The following is a 19578-nucleotide window of genomic DNA, read 5'->3' as shown; positions in this document are numbered from 1 at the left end:
GAAAATTGGCGTGATCATTGTTGTGGATTACAACACGGGGACAGTCGGCTCGGTCCTCAATATGCTGAAAAAAGTCGGCGCGAAGTGTGATGTTTCACGGGACCCGGAAGCGCTGCGCAAGGCAGATAAGCTGGTGCTGCCAGGGGTTGGTGCGTTCGACGAAGCCATGCGCACCCTTCATGATTATGGTCTTTATGACGTCCTCAACGAAGAAGTTATTGAAAAGCGCAAGCCCATCCTGGGCGTATGTCTTGGTGCGCAGTTGATGACGAAAAGAAGTGAAGAGGGCGTGCTTCCCGGCTTCGGATGGCTCAACGCTCACCTAGTCCGATTCAAACATACCGAAGAAGGTCGGAAAATTCGTGTTCCACATATGGGATGGAATTCGGTGACGCCAGAAGGCGAAGGCGGCGGTATTTTTGACGGCGTTGCGCAGCCGATGCGGTTCTACTTCGTCCATTCCTATCACATGATTGCGGAGGAGCCCGGAATAGAGATCGGATCCACCGTGCACGGCTACAGGTTTGCAAGCGCATTGGCGTCAAAGAATGTCGTATCTCTTCAGTTCCATCCTGAGAAAAGTCACAAGTATGGTCTTCAGGTCTACCGCAATTTTGTAGAGAGATTTACGACATGCTGAAGGCACGAATAATCCCGAGCCTCCTCCTCCGGGGCGGCGGACTTTACAAGACCGTCAGGTTCGCGAACCCTAAGTACGTTGGTGATCCCATTAATGCGGTCAAGATATTTAATGAAAAGGAAGTTGATGAGCTGATCCTGCTTGATATCACCGCGACGCCCGAAAAACGAGAGCCGAACTACGAATTGATCGGGGATATTGCCAGCGAATGCTTCATGCCTCTCTCCTATGGAGGCGCTGTCACGTCGATCGAGCAGGTTCGCCGCCTGCATCGGATTGGGATTGAGAAAATTTGCTTAAATACTGCGGCTTTTATCGATCGGACGCTCGTGAAACAAAGCTGCGACACGTTTGGAAGTTCGAGCATCATTGCGGCCATTGACGTAAAAAGAACGCTGCTGGGTCGCTATGAGGTCTGGATTAATTGCGGCAAGACTAACACCAAAGAAGATCCGGTCCGCTATGCGGCGGCCCTAGCCGATCTCGGTGTTGGAGAAATCCTCGTCAATTCAATAGACCGCGATGGGACCATGTCTGGTTACGACATTGACCTGTTGAAAAAGATTACAGGCTCCGTTAACACCCCTGTCATCGCTTGCGGCGGAGCTGGTAGCCTGGAACACATGCAACGGGCGATTGGGGAGGCTCATGTTTCCGCTGCGGCTGCGGGCAGCATGTTTGTATTCCACGGCAAACACAAAGCTGTGTTGATCAATTACCCCGACCAGTCGGAGCTGGAATGGCTTTAGAAATGAAAAATGCCGATGCTGCTGCTTTGCCTACTTCAGAAAATGCACTCACTGGCAGTGACCGAGCCTATAAGATTTGTATCCGTTGCGTCATGGATACATCCGATCCGGAAATTTCTTTCGACGACCAGGGGCTCTGCAGCCACTGCTTGCGCTATGATCGCATGGTCAGAAACATCATCGATAAGGCCGATCGCGGTGAGCGCGAAGGCGAGCTTGGTGTCATTCTGGACCGTATCAAGCATGATGGCCGCAATCAAGAGTATGACTGCATTATGGGGCTTAGCGGAGGGGTCGATAGTTCCTACGTCGCCTTCATGGCCAAGAAGCACGGATTGCGTCCGCTGGCTGTTCATTTTGACAGCGGCTGGAACTCAGAGCTTGCAGTAAACAACATTGAAAATATCGTCAAGAAGCTCAACATCGACCTTTTTACCCATGTCGTAAACTGGGACGAGATGCGCGATTTGCAGCTCGCCTTTTTCAAAGCATCGGTCGCGAACTGCGATATTCCCACCGACCATGCATTTCCAGCGATTCTCTATCGTGAGGCTGCTCGGCATAAGATCAAGTACATCCTGTCCGGTAGTAACTACGCAACCGAATTCATATTGCCATCGGCATGGGGACATCAGTCAGGCGACCTAAGGCACCTGAAAGATATCCACCGCAAGTTCGGTAGGGCTCCACTTCGGGACTACCCGACAATGGGCTTTTTTAGCCAATATATCTGGTATCCCTACGTTCGGCGGATCAAGACCGTTAAGATTCTAAACTATCTCCCATATAACAAATTCAGCGCGAAAAAGACTATTATCAAAGAATTGGATTGGCGCGACTATGGTGGCAAGCACTACGAGTCAGTATTCACGCGCTTTTTTCAGGGGTACTATCTTCCTGTAAAATTCGGTTATGACAAGCGGCGAGCGCACCTATCGTCTCTGATTAATTCAGGTCAAGCGTCACGGGAGGCTGCATTGGAAGAACTCGGCCGGCCAACGTACGACAGTGATCTGCAGCAGCAAGACAAAGCATTCGTTGCCAAAAAGTTAGGCGTTTCAGAACTGGAACTTGATGCAATCTTCGCGCAGCCCAGCAGACTATATTCTGATTACGCATCGAACGCAGCTTTGTTTGACATGGGCTTGAAGGTGAAGCGCATGTTCACTCGTCTGTAGGACAGGGCATGGTTTCGGTTCGTTCACGCAACCCGGTTTTCGTACTCTATAGCGTTTCCATGTTCTGGCTTGCGGCGATAAGCGCCGCATTCCAACTGTCCGAAGGTGGCAGCAAAAGTCTTCCTCTCGGAATACTCGCGGTTTGGTTCACCGCGGCGATTGTATATCTGGCTCTGCGATGGTTGTTTCGTGTAAGACTGCCAGTTTATTCGGCGGAAGCCAATCCGGCTAAATACACTAAAGCGGGTTTCTGGCTGTTGATTATATTGACTTTGGCATACGCTGCCGAGGTGGTGGGCCATATTTGGACACTCGGATACGTTCCCGTGCTTGAGGCGTTCAGGCAGCAAGACGACATCAAGATTTCGATCATACGCCAATCTGCATATTTTTCACTGCCGCCCTGGATGCGCTACGCTAGCGACTACAGTGTTAAGGCGCTCGGCCCCGCACTCCTGGCAATTGCATTTTACTATCGCTCAAAAATATTTTGGGCCATTCTCGCGGTCGGCTCGTTTTATTGCGTCGCCCTCTTTGTTCGAGTCTTGCCCATATACTTTCTTTTTCCTGTGATCTTTCTGGCAATATACTTGAAAGCGTGGCGTTCCGTCGCTGTTAACACAGGCATTTTAGTTCTACTAATGGGGCTTCTGACCGCGGTCTCAGCGCCGTCTATTCGCCAAAATCTTGCATTCCTCGGCGATATATTTCCAGCTGAGGAAGGTGCATTAGATCTCGATAAAAGTCTGCTACAGCCCGAGTTGACTGGCTGGAGATCCACATCCGCGAGTTATGCGTTATTTGATCGTGTCGCGATTGTCCCAGCTCGCGTTATGGATCAATGGTTTTCTGCCTATCGAGATGTCTCGAGCCGGGAGAAGGGCTGTGGCTATCGGCCGGGTGCCAAGATCCTGGGGTGCGATTATGTCCATATTCCCGAAAAGTTATATGGAAGGTACTACCCTGAGAACGTCGCTCAAGGTATGAAGGGTAGCCTTAACGCGGCGTCGTTCATGACCGAATATGCAAACTTTGGCGCCGCCGGCTTTGTGCTCGCGGGTATCTTGAGCGGCATATTCTATGCCATTGTCTCTCTGATCTATCGCGGCCATCCGTTGGCGGTGCCCTTTAATCTCTCCGCCATCATCGCGATGATGGAGACCAATTTCTTCACCGCGATAAACTCCGGATCAGGATGGATCGTTTTCACGACCGTCTTTATCCTCTTCTTTAGGCTTCTAAGGGTATGATGCTCCAGTTTTCCAGCAGCCGCCGCTACCAGATCTGCAACAGGTGCCTGATGGACACCTCCGATCCCGAGATCGCCTTTGATGAGCACGGGAACTGCAATCACTGCAATCGTTACTTCGTTCGCGTCGACGAAGAGGTTCGGCGTGGCCCGGAAGCGGAGCTCGCTCTCGAGGCATTGGTTGAACGCATTGTCAAAGAGGGCAAAGGAAAGGACTATGACTGTATTGCCGGCGTAAGCGGCGGAGTGGACAGCACCTTTGTGATTTATAAGCTCAAACAATTGGGCCTTCGTCCGTTGGCAGTGCATTTTGACAACGGCTGGAATTCGGAGTTAGCCGTCGCGAATATCAAAAATGCGCTTGATCGGTTGCAAATCGATCTCCATACTGATGTTGTCGACTGGGAGGAATTCCGTGATCTTCAACTTTCGTTCTTGAAAGCATCCGTGCCCAACTGCGAAATCCCAACCGATCACGCCATTACTGCTACATTAGTGAAGACAGCGCGCCGCAACCGCGTTCGCTATGTTGTCAACGGTAGCAATGTGGTAACGGAAGGGATACTGCCCATCTCATGGGTTTACTACAGCCACGACTTGCATCATATTCGCGCGATCCACCGGCAGTTTGGTCGTGTTCCTTTGAAAACATTCCCTCAGGTATCACTGGCATCGTTCTCTGCCAGGATTCTTTCGGGAAGCTATAAAATGGTAAATCTGCTCAACTACGTTGAGTACGATAAGGCCAAAGCTGTCCAGACTATGAAACGAGAGCTTAATTGGCAGTACTACGGCGGAAAACACTACGAGTCTATCTATACGCGCTGGTATCAGGGTTACTATCTGCCCACGAAATTCGGTTTTGACAAGCGGCGTGCGCATCTATCCGCGCTCGTCTGTGCTGGACAGCTCAGCCGCGAGCAGGGCATCGTTGAATTGGTGAAAAACCCTTATGCCGACAACGATCTCGATCAAGACATGGATTTTGTAGTGAAAAAATTTGGCCTTGATCGGGGCCAGCTTCAGCACCTAATCGACAAGCCGAACAAGAAGCACACGGATTACTCGAACAGGAATAATTTCATTGAGGGACTGTCTGGGCTGCGTAGCTACCTGAGGAACCGGGCTAAATCCGTCTGATGCTCAATATCCATATATACCCATCGCCACTTACGCATGAGAGCCGGATATTACGCATTACAGACGCGCTCGCGGAGGCTGGTATATTCGATAGTATTGAAGTGCTTGGTGTCGCGGCAGAGGGACTGCCGGCTCGCGAGGAGGTGGACGCGAAGCGTTCGCTAGTCCGTTTGTCCAGAAAGCTCCTTTCAAATCGCGACGGCTTTGTTGCCAAGTTGAGCAAAAATATCGAGTGGTCTTTAAGGGTACTTTCATATGTGAAAGGGAGGGAGGTCGCCGCAGTGAATGCGCACAGCTTGGCGGTACTTCCTCTCTGTGCCGTGGTAAGTGCCATCACCGGTGCCAAACTCATCTACGACACACACGAGCTAGAAACGGAAACATCGGGCTACAAGGGTTTCCGCCAAAAATTTGGGAAGCTGATTGAGCGAATTTTCATTCGCCGCTGCGATATGATCTTCGTCGTCAGTGACTCGATTGCCGATTGGTATGCGTTGGAATATAATCTCACTCGTCCTACCATAGTCCGCAATATACCGCAGTTTAAGGTCGACGACTCGGCAGAGAGACCAGTCTCGATTGAGCGCCTGAACCTGGATAAGAACAAGGTCCTATTTATCTACCAGGGAGGCTTCATCGCAGGTCGCGGTATTGAGAGGTTACTCGCAGTATTTGCGAAACTGCCTGAAGCCAATCTTGTGTGCATGGGGAGTGGGCCTCTGAAGGATTTGGTCGCTGATGCCGCTTCACGATACCGAAACATTTACCTCATACCCTCGGTCAAACCATCCGAGGTCCTTAATTATACGAAGGCCGCCGATGTCGGGATCTGTCTTACGGACAATTCCTGCCTGTCACATTATTATTCGTTGCCAAATAAGATCTTTGAATATCTACATGCTGGGTTGCCAATCATCGTCAACCCTCTGAAAGAGCAACGCCGTCTCGTCGAGGAAAATTCTTGCGGCTGGGTTGCACCAAAGGCTGAGGCTGAGTTTATTGATCTGATTGCGTCCATCGACCGCCAGGCGATTGAACGTTGCGGGCGCGGAGTTGCGCAGGCCAATCGGTCCCTTTCATGGGAGAGCGAAAAGAAAAAACTAGTTGAGGCCTACAAAGCGACGTCCCGTGCCTGAAAATCCCTGCATCTGGTATATCCACCCCTATGCCGGCGGCCCTGGCATTGGCCGCTACGATCGTCCCTATCATTTGTCACGTGAATGGCGCAAGATTGGCGTGAGCAGTGTCGTAATCGCAGCCTGTAACCATCATCTCCTTGACCAGCCTCAAGCCGCAGGAACGAAGGAGGTCGATGGAGCCATCTACGAGTTCATGGATACGCCAGCGTATCGGGGGAATGGTCTTCATCGGATTCTCAACATGTTTGCGCTGGGGTGGAAAATCTTGACCCGTCACCACCAGATCGCTCATCGGCATGGGCGGCCATCAGTGATCATTGCGTCCTCCCCGCATCCTTACACTTTCCTTTCGGCCTGGTGGCTCGCACGAAAGTACAAGGCAAAGTGCGTTTTCGAGGTTCGTGATATTTGGCCACTGAGCATGGTGGAGCTTGGGGGTGTCAGCGCATGGCATCCAATGGTTTTGCTCACAGGCCGGCTTGAGCGTTTTGCGTATCGTCGGTCAGACGCAGTCGTTTCGCTTTTGCCGGCGGCCGCGCCACATATGATTGCTCGGGGTCTAGAACCCGAGCGATTTCGTTACATTCCAAACGGCGTTGATCTGAGCAATATGCCGCGTAGCTGGACGGAGGAACCGGAGTGCGTGACTCTGGCGAGATTCTGGCGCACGCAAGGCTATTGCGTTGTTGTTTATGCTGGCGCCCTAGGCCGACCGAATCACGTGACAACACTCATTAGAGCTATCATCGAGCTACGTTCAAAAGGTTACGACAAAGTTCGAGCAATAATCGTCGGTCGAGGTGAAGAGAAAGACGAGCTGAAGTCGTTGATCACTTCCAATGCTCTGGAAGAAACTGTTGCGCTGTTTGGGCAGGTCCCCAAGGTCGACGTACAATCGCTACTCGCGGATGCAAGCATTGGGTACATATCACTGCGTCCCGAACCGATTCTCCGATTTGGGGTCAGCCCAAATAAGCTGTTTGATTACATGCTCGCGGCGCTTCCGGTAATCTTCGCTGTTCGTGCCGGAAATGATCCTGTTGCTGAGGCTGGATGCGGAATATCAGTAGATCCTGGCGACGTTCCGGCCATAGCGGCTGCGCTGCGAGAACTCTCATCCCTTCAAGACATCGATCTGGCCGCATTGGGGCAGAATGGTAAGGCTTATGTCGAGCGTAGGCATGGCTATGATCAATTGGCGGCAGCTTACAGGGAACTTCTGAATCCGCACGGGCCGTCACCGGATCCTCCGCGGGCGTCGTGCGGCAGTTGATCAGATTTCCTAATTCGTTGATGCAGATATGGTTGAAAACGGTTAAGTGCACAGAAGCGGCTGCCCATTTCCAGGATGATTGCGCAGAAGCGAAAAGTCTAAGGATCGTTCGCGGGTGCTGTGGGTAACTGCGGAAGCGTCAGTTATCATGCCATTGAAGATTTGATTACCAGGTGGAGGACTTGCCTGATTAAGGTTTTTCGAAGGTTTTTAGCCGCTTGTTTGCTCGCAATTCTCTATGGCGTTTTTTGTTTTATCAGTGACACGAGTGTTGGGGTTGTCATCCCGGCACTCGTCATATTGGTTGCTATCAGCTTCGATTATATTCTCAGCTTCTTCTGCTTCTTTTATCTGCTTATGGCTGCTGCGCGGGGTGAAAGATGAGTTATGACTGACGAGAAAGCGATGCGATTTCGTCTGACAATCAGCCATTCCTCCATCTCGTAGAAAAAGGCTCACTAGCCAAAGCCGATTTTCTTGCCGCGTTTTAAGAAGGAGGGTTCTGTGGGGGGCAAACCGGGTCTTTATCACTGGCGCGCAGGGATTTGTCGGTCGCTCGGCGGTTAACTATTTTTTGAAACAGCGGTTCTGTGTACGGGCAGCGGTGCGTGTAGCGCCTGACGCAAGGTTCTCGAAGCGCGAGCGGGTTGAGTATAAGGTCGTCGGCGACATTGTTCAGATTTCCGACTGGAGTTCTTACCTGGACGGCTGCGAGGTCATTGTTCACCTTGCAGCGAGGGCGCACAAGACCAAAGAGGGATCCAGCGATTCAGTATCTGAGTTTGAAGAGATCAATGTTCACGCGAGTGTTAAGCTGGCGAAGAACGCAGCGGCGATGGGAATCAAGCGTTTCGTCTTTATAAAGTTCTGCCGGTGTAATGGGCGAGACGTCGTCGGCGCCGTTCACCGAAATCGATGCTCCGCGGCCCTCGAGTGAATATGCCAAAAGCAAATATAAGGCTGAGTTAGAATTAGCCTCCATTTGCGCCGCTCATGGAATGGAACTTGTCATTTTGCGACCCACTCTGGTCTATGGACCAGGCAATCCTGGAAATCTCGAGCGGCTGGACAAGCTTGTTCAGAGTCATTTGCCGCTTCCGTTCGCTGGCATTCGCAACAAACGAAGCCTTCTTCATGTTTCTCACCTTGCAAAGATAATTCATCTTGCTTCCGTTGCCCCTGACGTCGCCGGACTTACTTTCTTGGTGTCTGACGGCGAAGACCTGACGATATCCGAGATAGCAATGGCGCTTGCTGAAGCTGCGGGCGTGCGTGTACGCTTGTTTTACGTTCCGAAAGTGCTCTTGTTTTTTGTGGCATCAGTTTTTGGTAAACGAAGGGAAATCGAAAAGCTCTACGGCTCTTTTCAAATCGACAGCTCGATGATGCGAACGCGGCTCGGTGTCGATGTGCTCTCGACCAGAAAGGCGATCAAAGAAAACGTTGTGGCTTAACGGCAGAACTTCGAGTGAGTTTCATAGCGCTCTATTCTATTGCCAGGAGACCCGTGTTCTGCGCGATGTAGATAGCCATGATGAAAGCAGCGACCAGAAAGATTGCGATCAAAACCGCTCTTATGCTTCCCCGTTCGTCCATCGATACTCCTATTCCTTGCTTCCGATCTTAGGCCAGCTGTTGACCTAATGTGGTGGACGGCCCCCGCTGACCACGAAGGTGGTACGATCTGCATACGATACGGCCGACGAATTACGCTTCATGATGGTGGTTTTCTGGATGCTGTTCTTTCGGGAGATTCTTCTTCAACATGATCCCGCAGGCAAATGCGACAGCGGAGAACACGAAGAAGAACGATTCGCCGATCGCCAACCGGTTGTTAGAGTTGGACAGGATCGTTCCGAGGAAAAACAGCGTGACCATGGTGTAGGCCAGCAATGCGCTGAGGCTGATCAGCTTTTCCCTCCTGGCGGCCAGCACCCGTCTATACATGGCGACCGCCAGAACGGTGAAAACGATGATGCCAAAGAGCCCGTGGCGGACAAGCATTTCGAAGTAGCCGTTGTGAAGCAGCGTATAGGGCACGCTGGCATAGGTGGTCGAGCCCCAGATCGTAAGCCAGTGATTGCCGGCCCCAAAGAGAGGTGCCTGGGCAATCACTTCCGAAGCATTCGCCCAGAGCTGCAGCCGCTCACTCATTGCGTTCGGCGTATCGCTCGAAGCAATAGCTGCTGCAACAGCGTTCCACAGTCCGCCGCGTGCTGAAATCTCAGCAGGGATCCTTGCAGCAGCCTCAAAGGTCGGACCAGCAAATGTCCAGATACTGTTCCAGCCGCCCCAGATCCCAAGGGAGACAAGGATCAAAATGACCAGACCCGCAATAGCAGCCCGGCGTCTGTCTGCATAAAGCAGCAGCGAGGCGAGCATGAGAGGCCCGACGAGGACGAGGCTCAGCCAGACGCCTTTCGCCTTGGAGCCATATATGTTGAAAAGGCAGAGCGCGATGACGAGCGTCGCAACGACAAAGATCCAGCTGCCGGAACGGCGCGCGAGCTTGCCAGTCTCCCAAGCGTGCAGCAGCCAGTAAAAGGCACCGATCGTCAGGAAGCCGCAACCAATCGCGCCATGGATCAGGTTGTTGTGGTAAAGCGGCGAAATACGGTCGTTGCCTGCAAGGATCAGCCGGTAGTCGGTGGAGATCAGCAAGGCGGCAAGTGCCACAGGGAAATAGATCGCAAAGACAGTTTCGACATGCTTCCGGCTGCAATAAAGCGCGATGCCGACAGCTGGGAAGAACAGCGGAAAGGCGTAGAGCCAGTCGGATGCGCCCTTCTCGCCGTAGACGATCAGGCCAAAAAGGAAGCGCAGCAGCGCATAAGTGCCCCATGCAACGCAGGCGTTCGCCAGCCAGTTACGCTTCAGCAGCTGATAATTCGGCTTGAAAAACGCGAAAGTCGTGCCGATCAGCAGCAATGCGGCATAGCGATAGGTATCGCTTTCCACAATGGGAGCCGATATCAACAGCAGCCACAGGATGACAAGGACGGGCTTGAGGCGCGGGGGCGTGGCAATCGGCTCTTCGCTCGCTACCATAGAGAATACTGTACCCTTCTAGCATAATCAGCGGCGCGAAGCAGATGCGTGACGGAGCGGCGCAGTCCCTTGAATTTCTGCCGCCGGTAGTCGAGCTTCGTCGCGATCGCCGTTCGTGACTGTTCGGCCCTAGCTCTATCAGATTGTTCCTAACCGTAAAGGCTCTTGGCGCGGGCAACAGCTTCCGGACTAATGTTTGCCTTGGACTTAGCGCAGGGGATGACGGTGAATGTCCAACAGCCGTGCGCCTAATCATGACAAACCATGCTCCGCGAGCGGGTTACTAACCTCGGCCGCCGGCAGACGGATCTTGGAACCGAGGTGCGATCTGGCTTCAAGAACATCGACACTGCCGTCACTTCGCTTGCGAACGAAACCGCGAGCCTCGATCGTCGCACTGTCGACGAATCTGGCTGAGTGCAATAAGCCACAATGGTAGGCGCTGGCGTGGCGCTCACTTTCGCCGCTATGCTCGGCGGCTTGGCCTATCTCCCGATCCGCGAAGCAGCCAGCGACTTGAAGCAGTCTGTGGGCATCCTTGCCGACAAGATGGTGACGCAGAAAGAGATGAAGTGGCGAACGGCGCGAGGAGCCGAAGACCGAGCACGAACAGATGCGAGCGTGAAGGAACTTCGCAATGCCCAGGTGCCGCGGGAGGAGCTGAATAGCGTGTTCGGTAGCTACGACAAGCGCTTTGTAGACCAGCAGCGGCAGATCGATGAAATGAAGACCGCGCAGGGCTCGGTCTATGGCATAAGAGATATCCTACTCGACCTCAGAGATCGCACGGAGCGGGAGAGGCTGTCCTCGGTCCAAAACGGCGGGTAAGGACGGCATGCTCGTTCGGTGGATGGTAAGGGATGTTTAATATAGAAGCAATAGCGCCATAAATCGCAATCCACACCAAGCTCCTGCGGAATTTCCCGCATCAGATGGGGTGTTTGTATCTCGAATCCCTTTCTTCCGCGCGGCATCGGTCGATCGAATGAAGGATGTTAAAAACCGGGTCACATTCAAAAACTTCATGGACAGCTTGAACGCGACTCGGTATCGCCCCTAACGAAGTATGTTGTTCAAGCTATTTCGCGTGGGCTTATGGGGGAACAATTGCAGGCAGATCAAATATTGGGGCCTTCGTTGGTCAAAAGTCCATCCATCGCGGTAGTGATCCCCGCTTACAACGAAGAGAAGAAGATTGGTCGCACAATCGCGGCTGTCCCGGAGCGAGCGACAAGGATTTATGTCGTTAACGATGCGAGCACGGACGGAACGGCCACAGTTGTCCAAGAATACGCTCAGCGCGATCACCGCGTTGTCCTCGTCGACTTGAAGAAGAACGTGGGCGTAGGAGGTGCGATAGTCGCGGGCTACGAGCGGGTCATCGCCAGTGGAGAAGATATTGCCGTAGTAATGGCAGGCGACGGCCAAATGGACCCTGCGGATTTCGATAATGTTGTTGAGCCAGTTGCGAGCGATATCTGTGATTACGCGAAAGGGAACCGATTTATTGGTCACCGGGGTCAAATATCCGAGATCCCGAAGCACCGTTTGTTCGGAAATCTTATGCTCTCGGTCTTCACGAAGATCGCCTCTGGTTATTGGCACATAAGCGACAGTCAGAGCGGGTACACAGCAATCAATCGACGTGCGCTTTTGGCGGTTGATTGGTCGAAGTGTTATCCCAGATACGGCTGTCCGAACGACTATCTGGTTAGGCTGAACATCGCCAACATGCGTGTTGCGGATGTGCCTATCAGAGCCGTATACGGCCCGGAATGGAGTTCGCATATGCGCCCGCATCTGATCGCGTGGCCACTGTTGCGGCTTTTGCTACGTCTGTTTTTAAGCCGGATGTTTCAAAAGTATATGGTGGCGAACGGCCACCCCATCATCATCTTTTATGCAGTGTGTTTCGTTGGCTTTATCTGTAACGTGGCACTGTTGATTTATATACTGCTTAAAACGGCATTCACTGGCATCATTCCGCAGACTGCGACGATTTTATGGGGCATGAGCGGCATGGTCTCTATCCAGCTTTTGCTTCAATCATTCGAGATGGACTACCGCGATAACGAATGGCTATTCGTGCATAAGGGGGCGAAATAGTGACGAACTGCCCCATTTGCGGGTCATCAAGTACTCGTTTTTTCACCTCTCTGAACACCCCTTACTTAGCGAGAGATGAAAATTACCGGATCTACACCTGTTCGAATTGCGGTCATGGTGTGGCTGTAGGGAGGCAAGACGATCAGTATTTGGCCGAAATATATTCCGACGGCTTCCATCACTCGACTCAACAAGACACGAATGACTTGAGCGCCCCCATTTACGTCAATGCCCGGCAGAGGGTACAGTGGCTAACCTCCATGGGCCTGTCTGGTCGTTTGTTGGATATTGGCGCCGGCAAAGGGGCTTTCGTTGAGGCAGCTCAGGCCGCGTTTTCGGCCGAAGGCGTCGAGTTGTCTGAGGAAGCTGCGGCAGAAGCGCGTTCGAGGGGCATTCCCATCCAAAGTGGTGACTTTCTTGCCAAAGAGGATGATCAAACCACCTTCGACGTCATCACGTTGTGGGACGTACTCGCTGGCTTTAGGGATCCGCGGCGAGTCCTGGCGAAGTGCCGCGACATGCTCAAGGCCGATGGAACTCTCATTGTGACGGTCCCAATGGTGGATAGCTTTGTCGCCCAGGCTTTGAAGCGCTTCTGGCCCCTTATGATACCACCCGTAAATCTTCAATATTTTAGCAGAAGGTCGCTTGAGGTGCTGGGACGCAAGGAGGGGTTCGAGCTGGTAGGCTTCGAGCTTCCCAGCAAAAAAGTTGCGGCCAATTTCCTTTGCTCAAAGGCATTCCGCAGCGTCGGACTGTTTTCGTTTGCCGAGTTCTTGGGGAAGGCGGTTCCTGCCTTTCCAGTTTCCCTGAACACCAGGGATATAGCGTGCGTAACCTTCAGAAGAACGGTTTGAGTGCAATGAGACTTGTAATTACCGGCGTAACGCGCACAGGAAACCTTGGCGGGACAGCAATGCTTTGCGCCGTTGAAGACGTCCTTCGTCCCTACTTTGACGATATCGCACTTGCCAGCATCCTGCCCGAAAAGGATCGGAAGCAAGTTGGGCCGGATACGACCCGACTAGTGTCGTCCGGTTACCGGTATCTGCTTTTGCTAGCCGTACCACTATGCATTTTGTTCTGGCCATTGAGAAAGATCCGGCCGGTACGCAACACGTTGGCCCAACTGCCGCTGCTGAAAGATATTGCCGCAGCCGACGCAGTTGCCGACCTGTCCGGCATCGCGTTCGTCGATGGGCGGGGTATCCCACTACTGTATTACAACGTCGCTGTCGCTCTCCCGGCATTCTTCTTCGGAACCCCGGTCTACAAACTTTCTCAGGCGATGGGACCGTTTCGTGGCCGCTTGAATGCTTTCGCGGCGAAGTGGACATTGCGGCGTTGTGCCACGGTCGCAGCTCGCGGAAACATGTCACTCATGCACCTGAAGCAACTCGGCATTGCCAACGCTCAGTTCTGCCCCGATACAAGCTTTGCGTTGCAAATCGACGAAAGTGTCAAGCGAGCGGCCCAGGATCACATAAAGTCACAGAGCGGCTTCACGAATGACGGTCCACTCATCGTTTGCTCGCCCAGTGCGGTTGTCTTGGCTCACTGCAAGGACGCGGGCGTCGATATGGTGTCGGTCCTTACCGATACCTTCGCGTCACTGATCGCCAGTGGCAACCGCGTTGCTATGCTGCCGCACTCCATCGACAGCGGGATCCGTAAGAACGATGACCATTCGGTAGCAAGACGCATACAGCAAAGCCTACGCGAACGCGGGTACTCGGTGCCAATCCTTGACCCTTCAGGCAATCCGCGTCTTGCCCGAGCTCTTGTCGGCCAGTCGGCTGTTTTTATAGCTTCACGGTTCCATTCAATGATTGCTGCTCTTAGCCAATCAATTCCGGTCGTAACCGTTGGTTGGAGCCACAAATATGCTGAAGCCGCCGAGCCGTTCGGAATGAGCGAATTCACAATGGATTACTCTCAGCTGACATCCGAGCGGTTGATATCGATGCTTTCTGAAATGCTAATCCGGCGCGACAAATTGCATGATCAGATGAAACTCGTGTCAGCCGACGTGAGCGCCAAGGCAACCGACGGGATCAAACTCGTAGTCGGGGGCGCTTAATATGAGTGCACTGGGAACGATCTCGACCGATCAAATTCCTTCCGTTGTCAAAAACGGGCAGTGCATTGGGTGCGGTTTCTGTCAAATCGATGTCGCTCGTAGCGAAACCACCGCGCGGATCGATATGACCTTCTCGACAGAAGAAGAGATTTGGACTCCGTCGTTAAATGGCCTGATCAATGAGGCTGCGGCGGGATTACGTGTCTGCCCTGGCGCGAAAATGGACATGCAAGGAGTAGCTCAAGCGGTGTTCAACAGGCAGCCCGACGACGCACTTGTCGGCGAAAGCTTGCTTATCGCCGCCGGCTATGCCCACGACCCTTCGGTACGGCAGGCAGCTGCCTCGGGAGGTGTCACGACAGCATTGCTCGATCACCTATTCGCCCGCGGGGAGATCGACGTTGCCTATTGCAGCGCAGGCAGAGATCCTAAGCATGGAAAGGCGGTCTTGGCGCGATCTAGCGATGAGATTCGACAAGCCATGGGCTCCCATTATCACCCCATCAATTACGGGTCACAGCTTCCGGCACTGGTAGACTCTTCGGATCGGTTTGCATTTGTCGGTCTGCCTTGTGAAATCGCAGCGATGCGCGAAGTGATGATGGCGAGGCCGGACGTACGCGACCGTTGTGTTGCGTTGATCGGGCTCTTCTGTGGAGGCATCAACAGGTTTTCTGGAATCGGGAAGTATATCGAGAACTTTGGGACCGATCCGAAGGCTGTGGATGACATCGATTACCGCGACGGTGCTTGGCCAGGCCAGATCCGTTTAACGACTACGGATGGGGCGGCCCCCAAGATCATTCCGCGGATCATGAATAACTCACGGTGGAATATCCTTCGCTACGTCATTTCATTCCAGGGCTATTGGATGTTGCCTCGCTGCAGGATATGTCCTGATCAAATTGCGGATTTTGCGGATATCGCCGTAGGGGACCCGCACCTGCCTCGCTTCAAAAGCTATGGCTCGCCCGGATATTCGGCAGTTATCGCGCGAACCAAAAAGGGCCTTGAGATCATTAACGATGCAGTCGAGGCGAGCGCCGTTGTCCTTGAGCCGTTATCGCGTGATGAACTGGTCAAGAGCCAGGGGTACACTCTAGAAAATCGACGGCAGGCGCTTCTCTATTCAAAGGTGGCTTCGTTCTTAGGCATGAAGCCGCCTGAGATTTCTATCTATAAAGGCTTGCAAAACCATAAGACGTGGCATCAATACGTCTACGCGTTCGTCGACCTGATCAAGATCAAAGTCCGTCAGCGCAAATGGCTCAGGCCATTCTATATGCCCCTTCAGATTTTCGAGTATCTTTTTCTGACCTTCTCAGTAAGGGTTCTATTGAACAGGTTGGGAAAGCTCGCGCGAGGGAAGTAGAATGTCGTTTTTACTGTCCGAGTACCAAGAACTGCTCGGCACCATCGAAAAGAGCGGACGAATACCTTGTGGCGTCCTAGAGTTTTTTGAAGCGGGCCCGGATGACAAATCCGGCTCGAAACTAGTGCTGCGCCATGATGTTGATAGGCTCGCCGATCGCGCTGTTACTATGGCGGAGTTGGAGAAGGCCGCAGGCGTGAGCTCCACTTATTATTTCCGCTGCACCCGAGACGGACGCTTTCCCGCTAAGCAGATCGAGCTCGTCGCGAACTTGGGGCACGAAACTGGTTACCATTATGAGTGTCTTTCCGCCATGAAAGGCGATCGAGGAGCAGCCCTGTCAGCGTTTGAGAGAAACCTGTCGAATCTCCGACAGATTGCCCCTTGCAGCACCGTGGCTATGCACGGCGCGCCCCTTAGCCGCTTTCATAACCAGGAACTGCTTGTCGGAAGAGACCTTGGTGAATTTGACCTGAAGGCAGACGCGTCGCTTTCGTTTGCTACGATCGAATTGGCTTACTTCACCGACACCGGTGGTCGATGGAATGCCTCAGCTGCTGAAAACTTTCGGGATCGCGTTGGCCTATCGCGCGGCTGGTCGCCGCCGCCTTCGGCCAACGAATTTCCGACTTGGCTGCGTTCCTACAGGAATCCGGTCTATATCTCCACACATCCCGAACGTTGGAATTCGTCCCCGGGCAAATATGCGTTCGCGTTATGCAAAGATATTGCGATTTCGCGCGTGAAGAGGGCGATCAAGCTCTTTCGCAGTGTTTCGACTTGAATAGGGCCGTTATCAAGCGCTGGGCGGCCAGAATTTGGCTTCTGCTTCTCGTCGCGTTTCTGGTCTTGGCCCTGAAATCGCAAAAGCTATCGTTCGAATACATCGCCGAGCATATCTCTCTGAGTACCTTCGTTCTTTCCTTAGCGCTTATAATCGCGGGAAAGATCCTAGTAATTTTGCTTGTTCGAGGCGTTTTGCGCTCATCGGGCGAGGATAGGGGGCTGGCGTTCGCATGGTATGCCTACTCTAGGGCCGATATAGCGAAATACATTCCGGGTGGGATATGGGGGCTCACAAGCAGGCTAGCGATCTATCGTACCGCAGGTATTGGTTTTACAAAAGGCGGAAAGCTCCTCCTCGCCGAGACCGGGATTTTGATCGTTGCCAGTTTTGCCAGTGGAGCATCGTTTATTGCGGTAAGCGAGTTCTCGATGATCTCATGGGCTACCTGCGGCGTTGCCGCGTTTTTGTTCATTTACGGATTCAGCAACCTAGTCGTGCCAATGGCGACAAAGCAGGACGCCACCATCATAACACTGCAGCAGGTCTCCGCTTGGATATTGTTCGGATTAAGCTTTGCAGTGGTGGTTCCAGACGCGGAGGCGTTCTGGGCTCAATTGGCCGGGATATTCAACGTCGGCTTTGCTGCGGGAACGCTTGCAATTTTCGCTCCATCGGGCATTGGTGTGCGCGAACTCGTTGTTGGCTTCCTGGCAAGTCGAACTGGGGATCTGAGCGTTCAAAACCTCATCGAGCTCTCTCTCTTGCATCGAGCTGTTTGGATTGTGGCTGACCTGTTGGTGTTTGTGCCAACGCTATTGCGGCCATATGCAGTCCCGGAAAAATAAATGAGCCGAGCATGAGTCTTTTCCTCTTCGTTGTGCTGGTTGTTTCTGTCTGTTCGCTGTTGGGGATTTCTTTCGGAAGCAACAGGAATGGCGGTTTCGACATCTCGCGGGTGCTGCTTGGTGTTGCGCTAGCGCCAACTTTCATTTCGCTCGTTGCCTACGCCTCCTTTATGATCCTCTCGCACTGGATGCCAGGGCGGATTATTTTCATCGTCTTGCCCTTGCTTGCAGCACTTGCGTTGGCCGGCAGCGGCATCAGGCATTTCAGCGGAATTGCTTTCCGTATACCCGCCGGTAGGTGGAACCTTGTGCCGTTGGCGCTCGTCCTTTGCGGGCTTCCGTTCTTGGTAACAATCTGGTCGTGGGCAGCTACCGATTTTTCGGCGCACGATATAACCCTGTACCTGACGGAGGCTAGCGACTTAAGTCGGATAATGCGTGAAGGATCGGAGTCATTTTCCGACCCGTTCAACTATCGCCATCCAGTGGTTGTTCACCCTCATAGTCTGTCATTTTCATTGTATCTGGCTTGGGGATTTCTGTTTGAGGCCCCTGCGGGATATGGGAACGATTTTATTCCCAAGCTTCTTGTTGGGCTGACATTTTTAAGCGTCCTCTCTGCCGCCGTGAGTATTGTCGGGAAGCGCGCAGGAATCTCGATAGGGCTTGCCGCGGGCTTAGTAATTACGATGAGCGCTCTGTGGTCGAACGAGATCAGGGGGCTTTCTCGCGATGCGTTTTATATTGGACCGGCCATTGTTCTTGCCGGCCTTGTATTAGAGCAAGAGGCCAGGAAAGCGGGATTGAGACTGGTCGGGCTTCAACTCTTAGCGGCACTCGGCGTGCTTCTAGGCCATTCTATCGGTATCGTTTTGGCAACGGCACTGTTGGCGGGATGCCACATAGTGCTGTTTGCGCGATACAGATTTGCCATACTTACGATGCCATCGACGTGGGTACTTGCTGCCACACTATTCGTTGCGGCCGTGATCAGTTACCTGCGTTATTTTGGCTCCGGTGCGGCTAACCTGGGCTTTACGTACCCATTCTACGCTGACCCCTATCAGATCCAAGCGCTCAAGACGACGACCCCGTTCGCCGTCGAGCCGTCATTTATGGAGTTCGCGCTCAAAAATCTCGAGTACGCACAGATCTCCCCATACTGGGCAATAGCTGTAGCTTTGGCCGGGGTTATGGTCTCGATTCGGATCGCGAGGAAGAGATTGCTGCGCGGCACCGAGTTACTCTGGTGCGGGATGATATCCGTGCTCTTGGTCTCGCTGATCCTTATAGGGTTCATGCCGCTGCATCTCGACGGCCTCAGTCTGGCGGGGGCTTTTGTCGCCAACTTTCGCTACGGATTTCACCTCGGGCTTTATGCGTTGTTGGTCATTATGCTCAGCTTTGAGGTTATCCGCCAATGTTTGGTGGTTCGTCTCGGTTTGGCAAATACCCGCGGTCGCGACCTTCTAGCTTTCCTAGCGGGAGCGGTCGTTTTAAATGCTTGGTGGGCGCAGGTTCCGAAGGAGAAAGAGGATGTGTTTGCCGTCAATACGTCGGTGAAATCACAGAATTTGACGTGTTCGAAACTTCAAGCGTTAAATCCGAGGCGGGTGTTAGTCGATAACGTTGGTAGATTTTACACCTGCTCGGGGAATCTGCAGTATGTGTTCACCAACGAGGGAGTTCGAATTACGGGGGCGGAGAACGATAGTGCCATCCGCTTAGCCTTGGACGCTGCATCAATCGATGCTATCGTACTGGACAGCAACATTCAGATGTGGTGGAGCGGTACCCGGTTGTACCATTACTTGCTTTCAAACTGGACCCATTTCGAGCGCTTGCCGGGTGCGCCCGATGTCTTTGTCAGGCCACGCGTGTAGGGCGACAATCTGGATGAGATCAGCGCGACAATCTGGATGAGATTCTGGTGTCGCGATCGTCGGCGACGGTATCATCGTGATTGTCGCTG

At 52.9% G+C, this 19578-nt stretch carries 17 protein-coding genes and 1 pseudogene; 16 read left to right on the top strand and 2 right to left on the bottom strand.

Annotated elements, in window-relative coordinates; all coding sequences use genetic code 11:
* Positions 1 to 10 precede the first annotated feature (10 nt).
* From hisH to EV281_RS22215, 7 genes are read left to right on the top strand one after another with little or no spacing between them, the layout of a single operon-like run.
* Entirely contained in the window at positions 11 to 640 is a 630-nt protein-coding gene (gene hisH, locus EV281_RS22245) for an imidazole glycerol phosphate synthase subunit HisH (protein ID WP_132656343.1), read from the top strand.
* Positions 634 to 1389, top strand: a complete 756-nt coding sequence (locus EV281_RS22240; RefSeq protein WP_132656341.1) for an AglZ/HisF2 family acetamidino modification protein — start codon at positions 634 to 636, stop codon at positions 1387 to 1389. The genes hisH and EV281_RS22240 overlap by 7 nt, the downstream gene beginning before the upstream one ends.
* Entirely contained in the window at positions 1380 to 2567 is a 1188-nt protein-coding gene (locus EV281_RS22235; protein WP_245508338.1) for an N-acetyl sugar amidotransferase, read from the top strand. The genes EV281_RS22240 and EV281_RS22235 overlap by 10 nt, the downstream gene beginning before the upstream one ends.
* An 8-nt stretch (positions 2568 to 2575) precedes the next feature.
* Complete coding sequence (locus EV281_RS22230) at positions 2576 to 3817, top strand: hypothetical protein (RefSeq protein ID WP_132656339.1); 1242 nt, start codon at positions 2576 to 2578, stop codon at positions 3815 to 3817.
* Positions 3814 to 4956, top strand: a complete 1143-nt coding sequence (locus EV281_RS22225; RefSeq protein WP_246698355.1) for an N-acetyl sugar amidotransferase — start codon at positions 3814 to 3816, stop codon at positions 4954 to 4956. The genes EV281_RS22230 and EV281_RS22225 overlap by 4 nt, the downstream gene beginning before the upstream one ends.
* Entirely contained in the window at positions 4956 to 6092 is a 1137-nt protein-coding gene (locus EV281_RS22220) for a glycosyltransferase (protein ID WP_132656337.1), read from the top strand. Before EV281_RS22225 ends, EV281_RS22220 begins: the two co-directional genes overlap by 1 nt.
* The gene (locus EV281_RS22215) at positions 6085 to 7368 is read left to right on the top strand and encodes a glycosyltransferase family 4 protein (RefSeq protein WP_132656335.1); all 1284 of its coding nucleotides are present in this window, start codon (positions 6085 to 6087) and stop codon (positions 7366 to 7368) included. Before EV281_RS22220 ends, EV281_RS22215 begins: the two co-directional genes overlap by 8 nt.
* A 210-nt stretch (positions 7369 to 7578) precedes the next feature.
* On the opposite strand, the gene EV281_RS22210 is transcribed toward EV281_RS22215, so the two are convergent.
* Positions 7579 to 7800, bottom strand: coding sequence for a hypothetical protein (locus EV281_RS22210; protein WP_132656333.1), 222 nt, complete (start codon positions 7798 to 7800; stop codon positions 7579 to 7581).
* 443 nt (positions 7801 to 8243) lie between these two features.
* Here EV281_RS22210 and EV281_RS22200 point away from each other — a divergent pair.
* Positions 8244 to 8822, top strand: a pseudogene (locus EV281_RS22200) (NAD-dependent epimerase/dehydratase family protein); the annotation flags it as partial.
* A gap of 253 nt (positions 8823 to 9075) precedes the next feature.
* Here the strand turns inward: EV281_RS22200 and EV281_RS22195 are convergent.
* On the bottom strand, positions 9076 to 10416 hold the full coding sequence (locus EV281_RS22195) for an O-antigen ligase family protein (protein WP_132656329.1): 1341 nt from the start codon (positions 10414 to 10416) through the stop codon (positions 9076 to 9078).
* A 447-nt stretch (positions 10417 to 10863) separates the two neighbouring features.
* On the opposite strand from EV281_RS22195, the gene EV281_RS22190 reads away from it, so the two are divergent.
* The 8 genes from EV281_RS22190 (at position 10864) to EV281_RS22155 (ending at position 19489) form a co-directional block, all read left to right on the top strand.
* Entirely contained in the window at positions 10864 to 11244 is a 381-nt protein-coding gene (locus EV281_RS22190; protein WP_245508336.1) for a hypothetical protein, read from the top strand.
* 279 nt (positions 11245 to 11523) lie between these two features.
* Positions 11524 to 12522 carry a glycosyltransferase family 2 protein gene (locus EV281_RS22185; protein WP_165911942.1) on the top strand — a complete coding sequence of 333 codons (999 nt, stop codon included), beginning with the start codon at positions 11524 to 11526 and terminating at the stop codon, positions 12520 to 12522.
* A 260-nt stretch (positions 12523 to 12782) separates the two neighbouring features.
* Positions 12783 to 13379, top strand: coding sequence for a class I SAM-dependent methyltransferase (locus EV281_RS22180; RefSeq protein ID WP_132656326.1), 597 nt, complete (start codon positions 12783 to 12785; stop codon positions 13377 to 13379).
* Positions 13352 to 14602: a polysaccharide pyruvyl transferase family protein gene (locus EV281_RS22175; RefSeq protein ID WP_165911941.1), complete on the top strand. Its 1251-nt coding sequence runs from the start codon at positions 13352 to 13354 to the stop codon at positions 14600 to 14602. The genes EV281_RS22180 and EV281_RS22175 overlap by 28 nt, the downstream gene beginning before the upstream one ends.
* Before the next feature lies 1 nt (position 14603).
* Entirely contained in the window at positions 14604 to 15974 is a 1371-nt protein-coding gene (locus EV281_RS22170; protein ID WP_132656322.1) for a Coenzyme F420 hydrogenase/dehydrogenase, beta subunit C-terminal domain, read from the top strand.
* Between the two features lies 1 nt (position 15975).
* Complete coding sequence (locus tag EV281_RS22165) at positions 15976 to 16758, top strand: hypothetical protein (RefSeq protein WP_132656320.1); 783 nt, start codon at positions 15976 to 15978, stop codon at positions 16756 to 16758.
* Entirely contained in the window at positions 16755 to 17606 is an 852-nt protein-coding gene (locus EV281_RS22160) for a hypothetical protein (protein ID WP_132656318.1), read from the top strand. Before EV281_RS22165 ends, EV281_RS22160 begins: the two co-directional genes overlap by 4 nt.
* A gap of 11 nt (positions 17607 to 17617) precedes the next feature.
* Positions 17618 to 19489, top strand: a complete 1872-nt coding sequence (locus EV281_RS22155; protein WP_132656316.1) for a hypothetical protein — start codon at positions 17618 to 17620, stop codon at positions 19487 to 19489.
* The last annotated feature ends 89 nt before the right edge of the window (positions 19490 to 19578 follow it).

Origin of the sequence: Rhizobium sp. BK418 (assembly GCF_004341105.1) — a bacterium.
In the GTDB taxonomy this organism is placed as follows: domain Bacteria; phylum Pseudomonadota; class Alphaproteobacteria; order Rhizobiales; family Rhizobiaceae; genus Rhizobium.
Note: the sequence above shows the minus strand (reverse complement) of the source record. Positions and strands in the feature narration are given on the sequence as shown.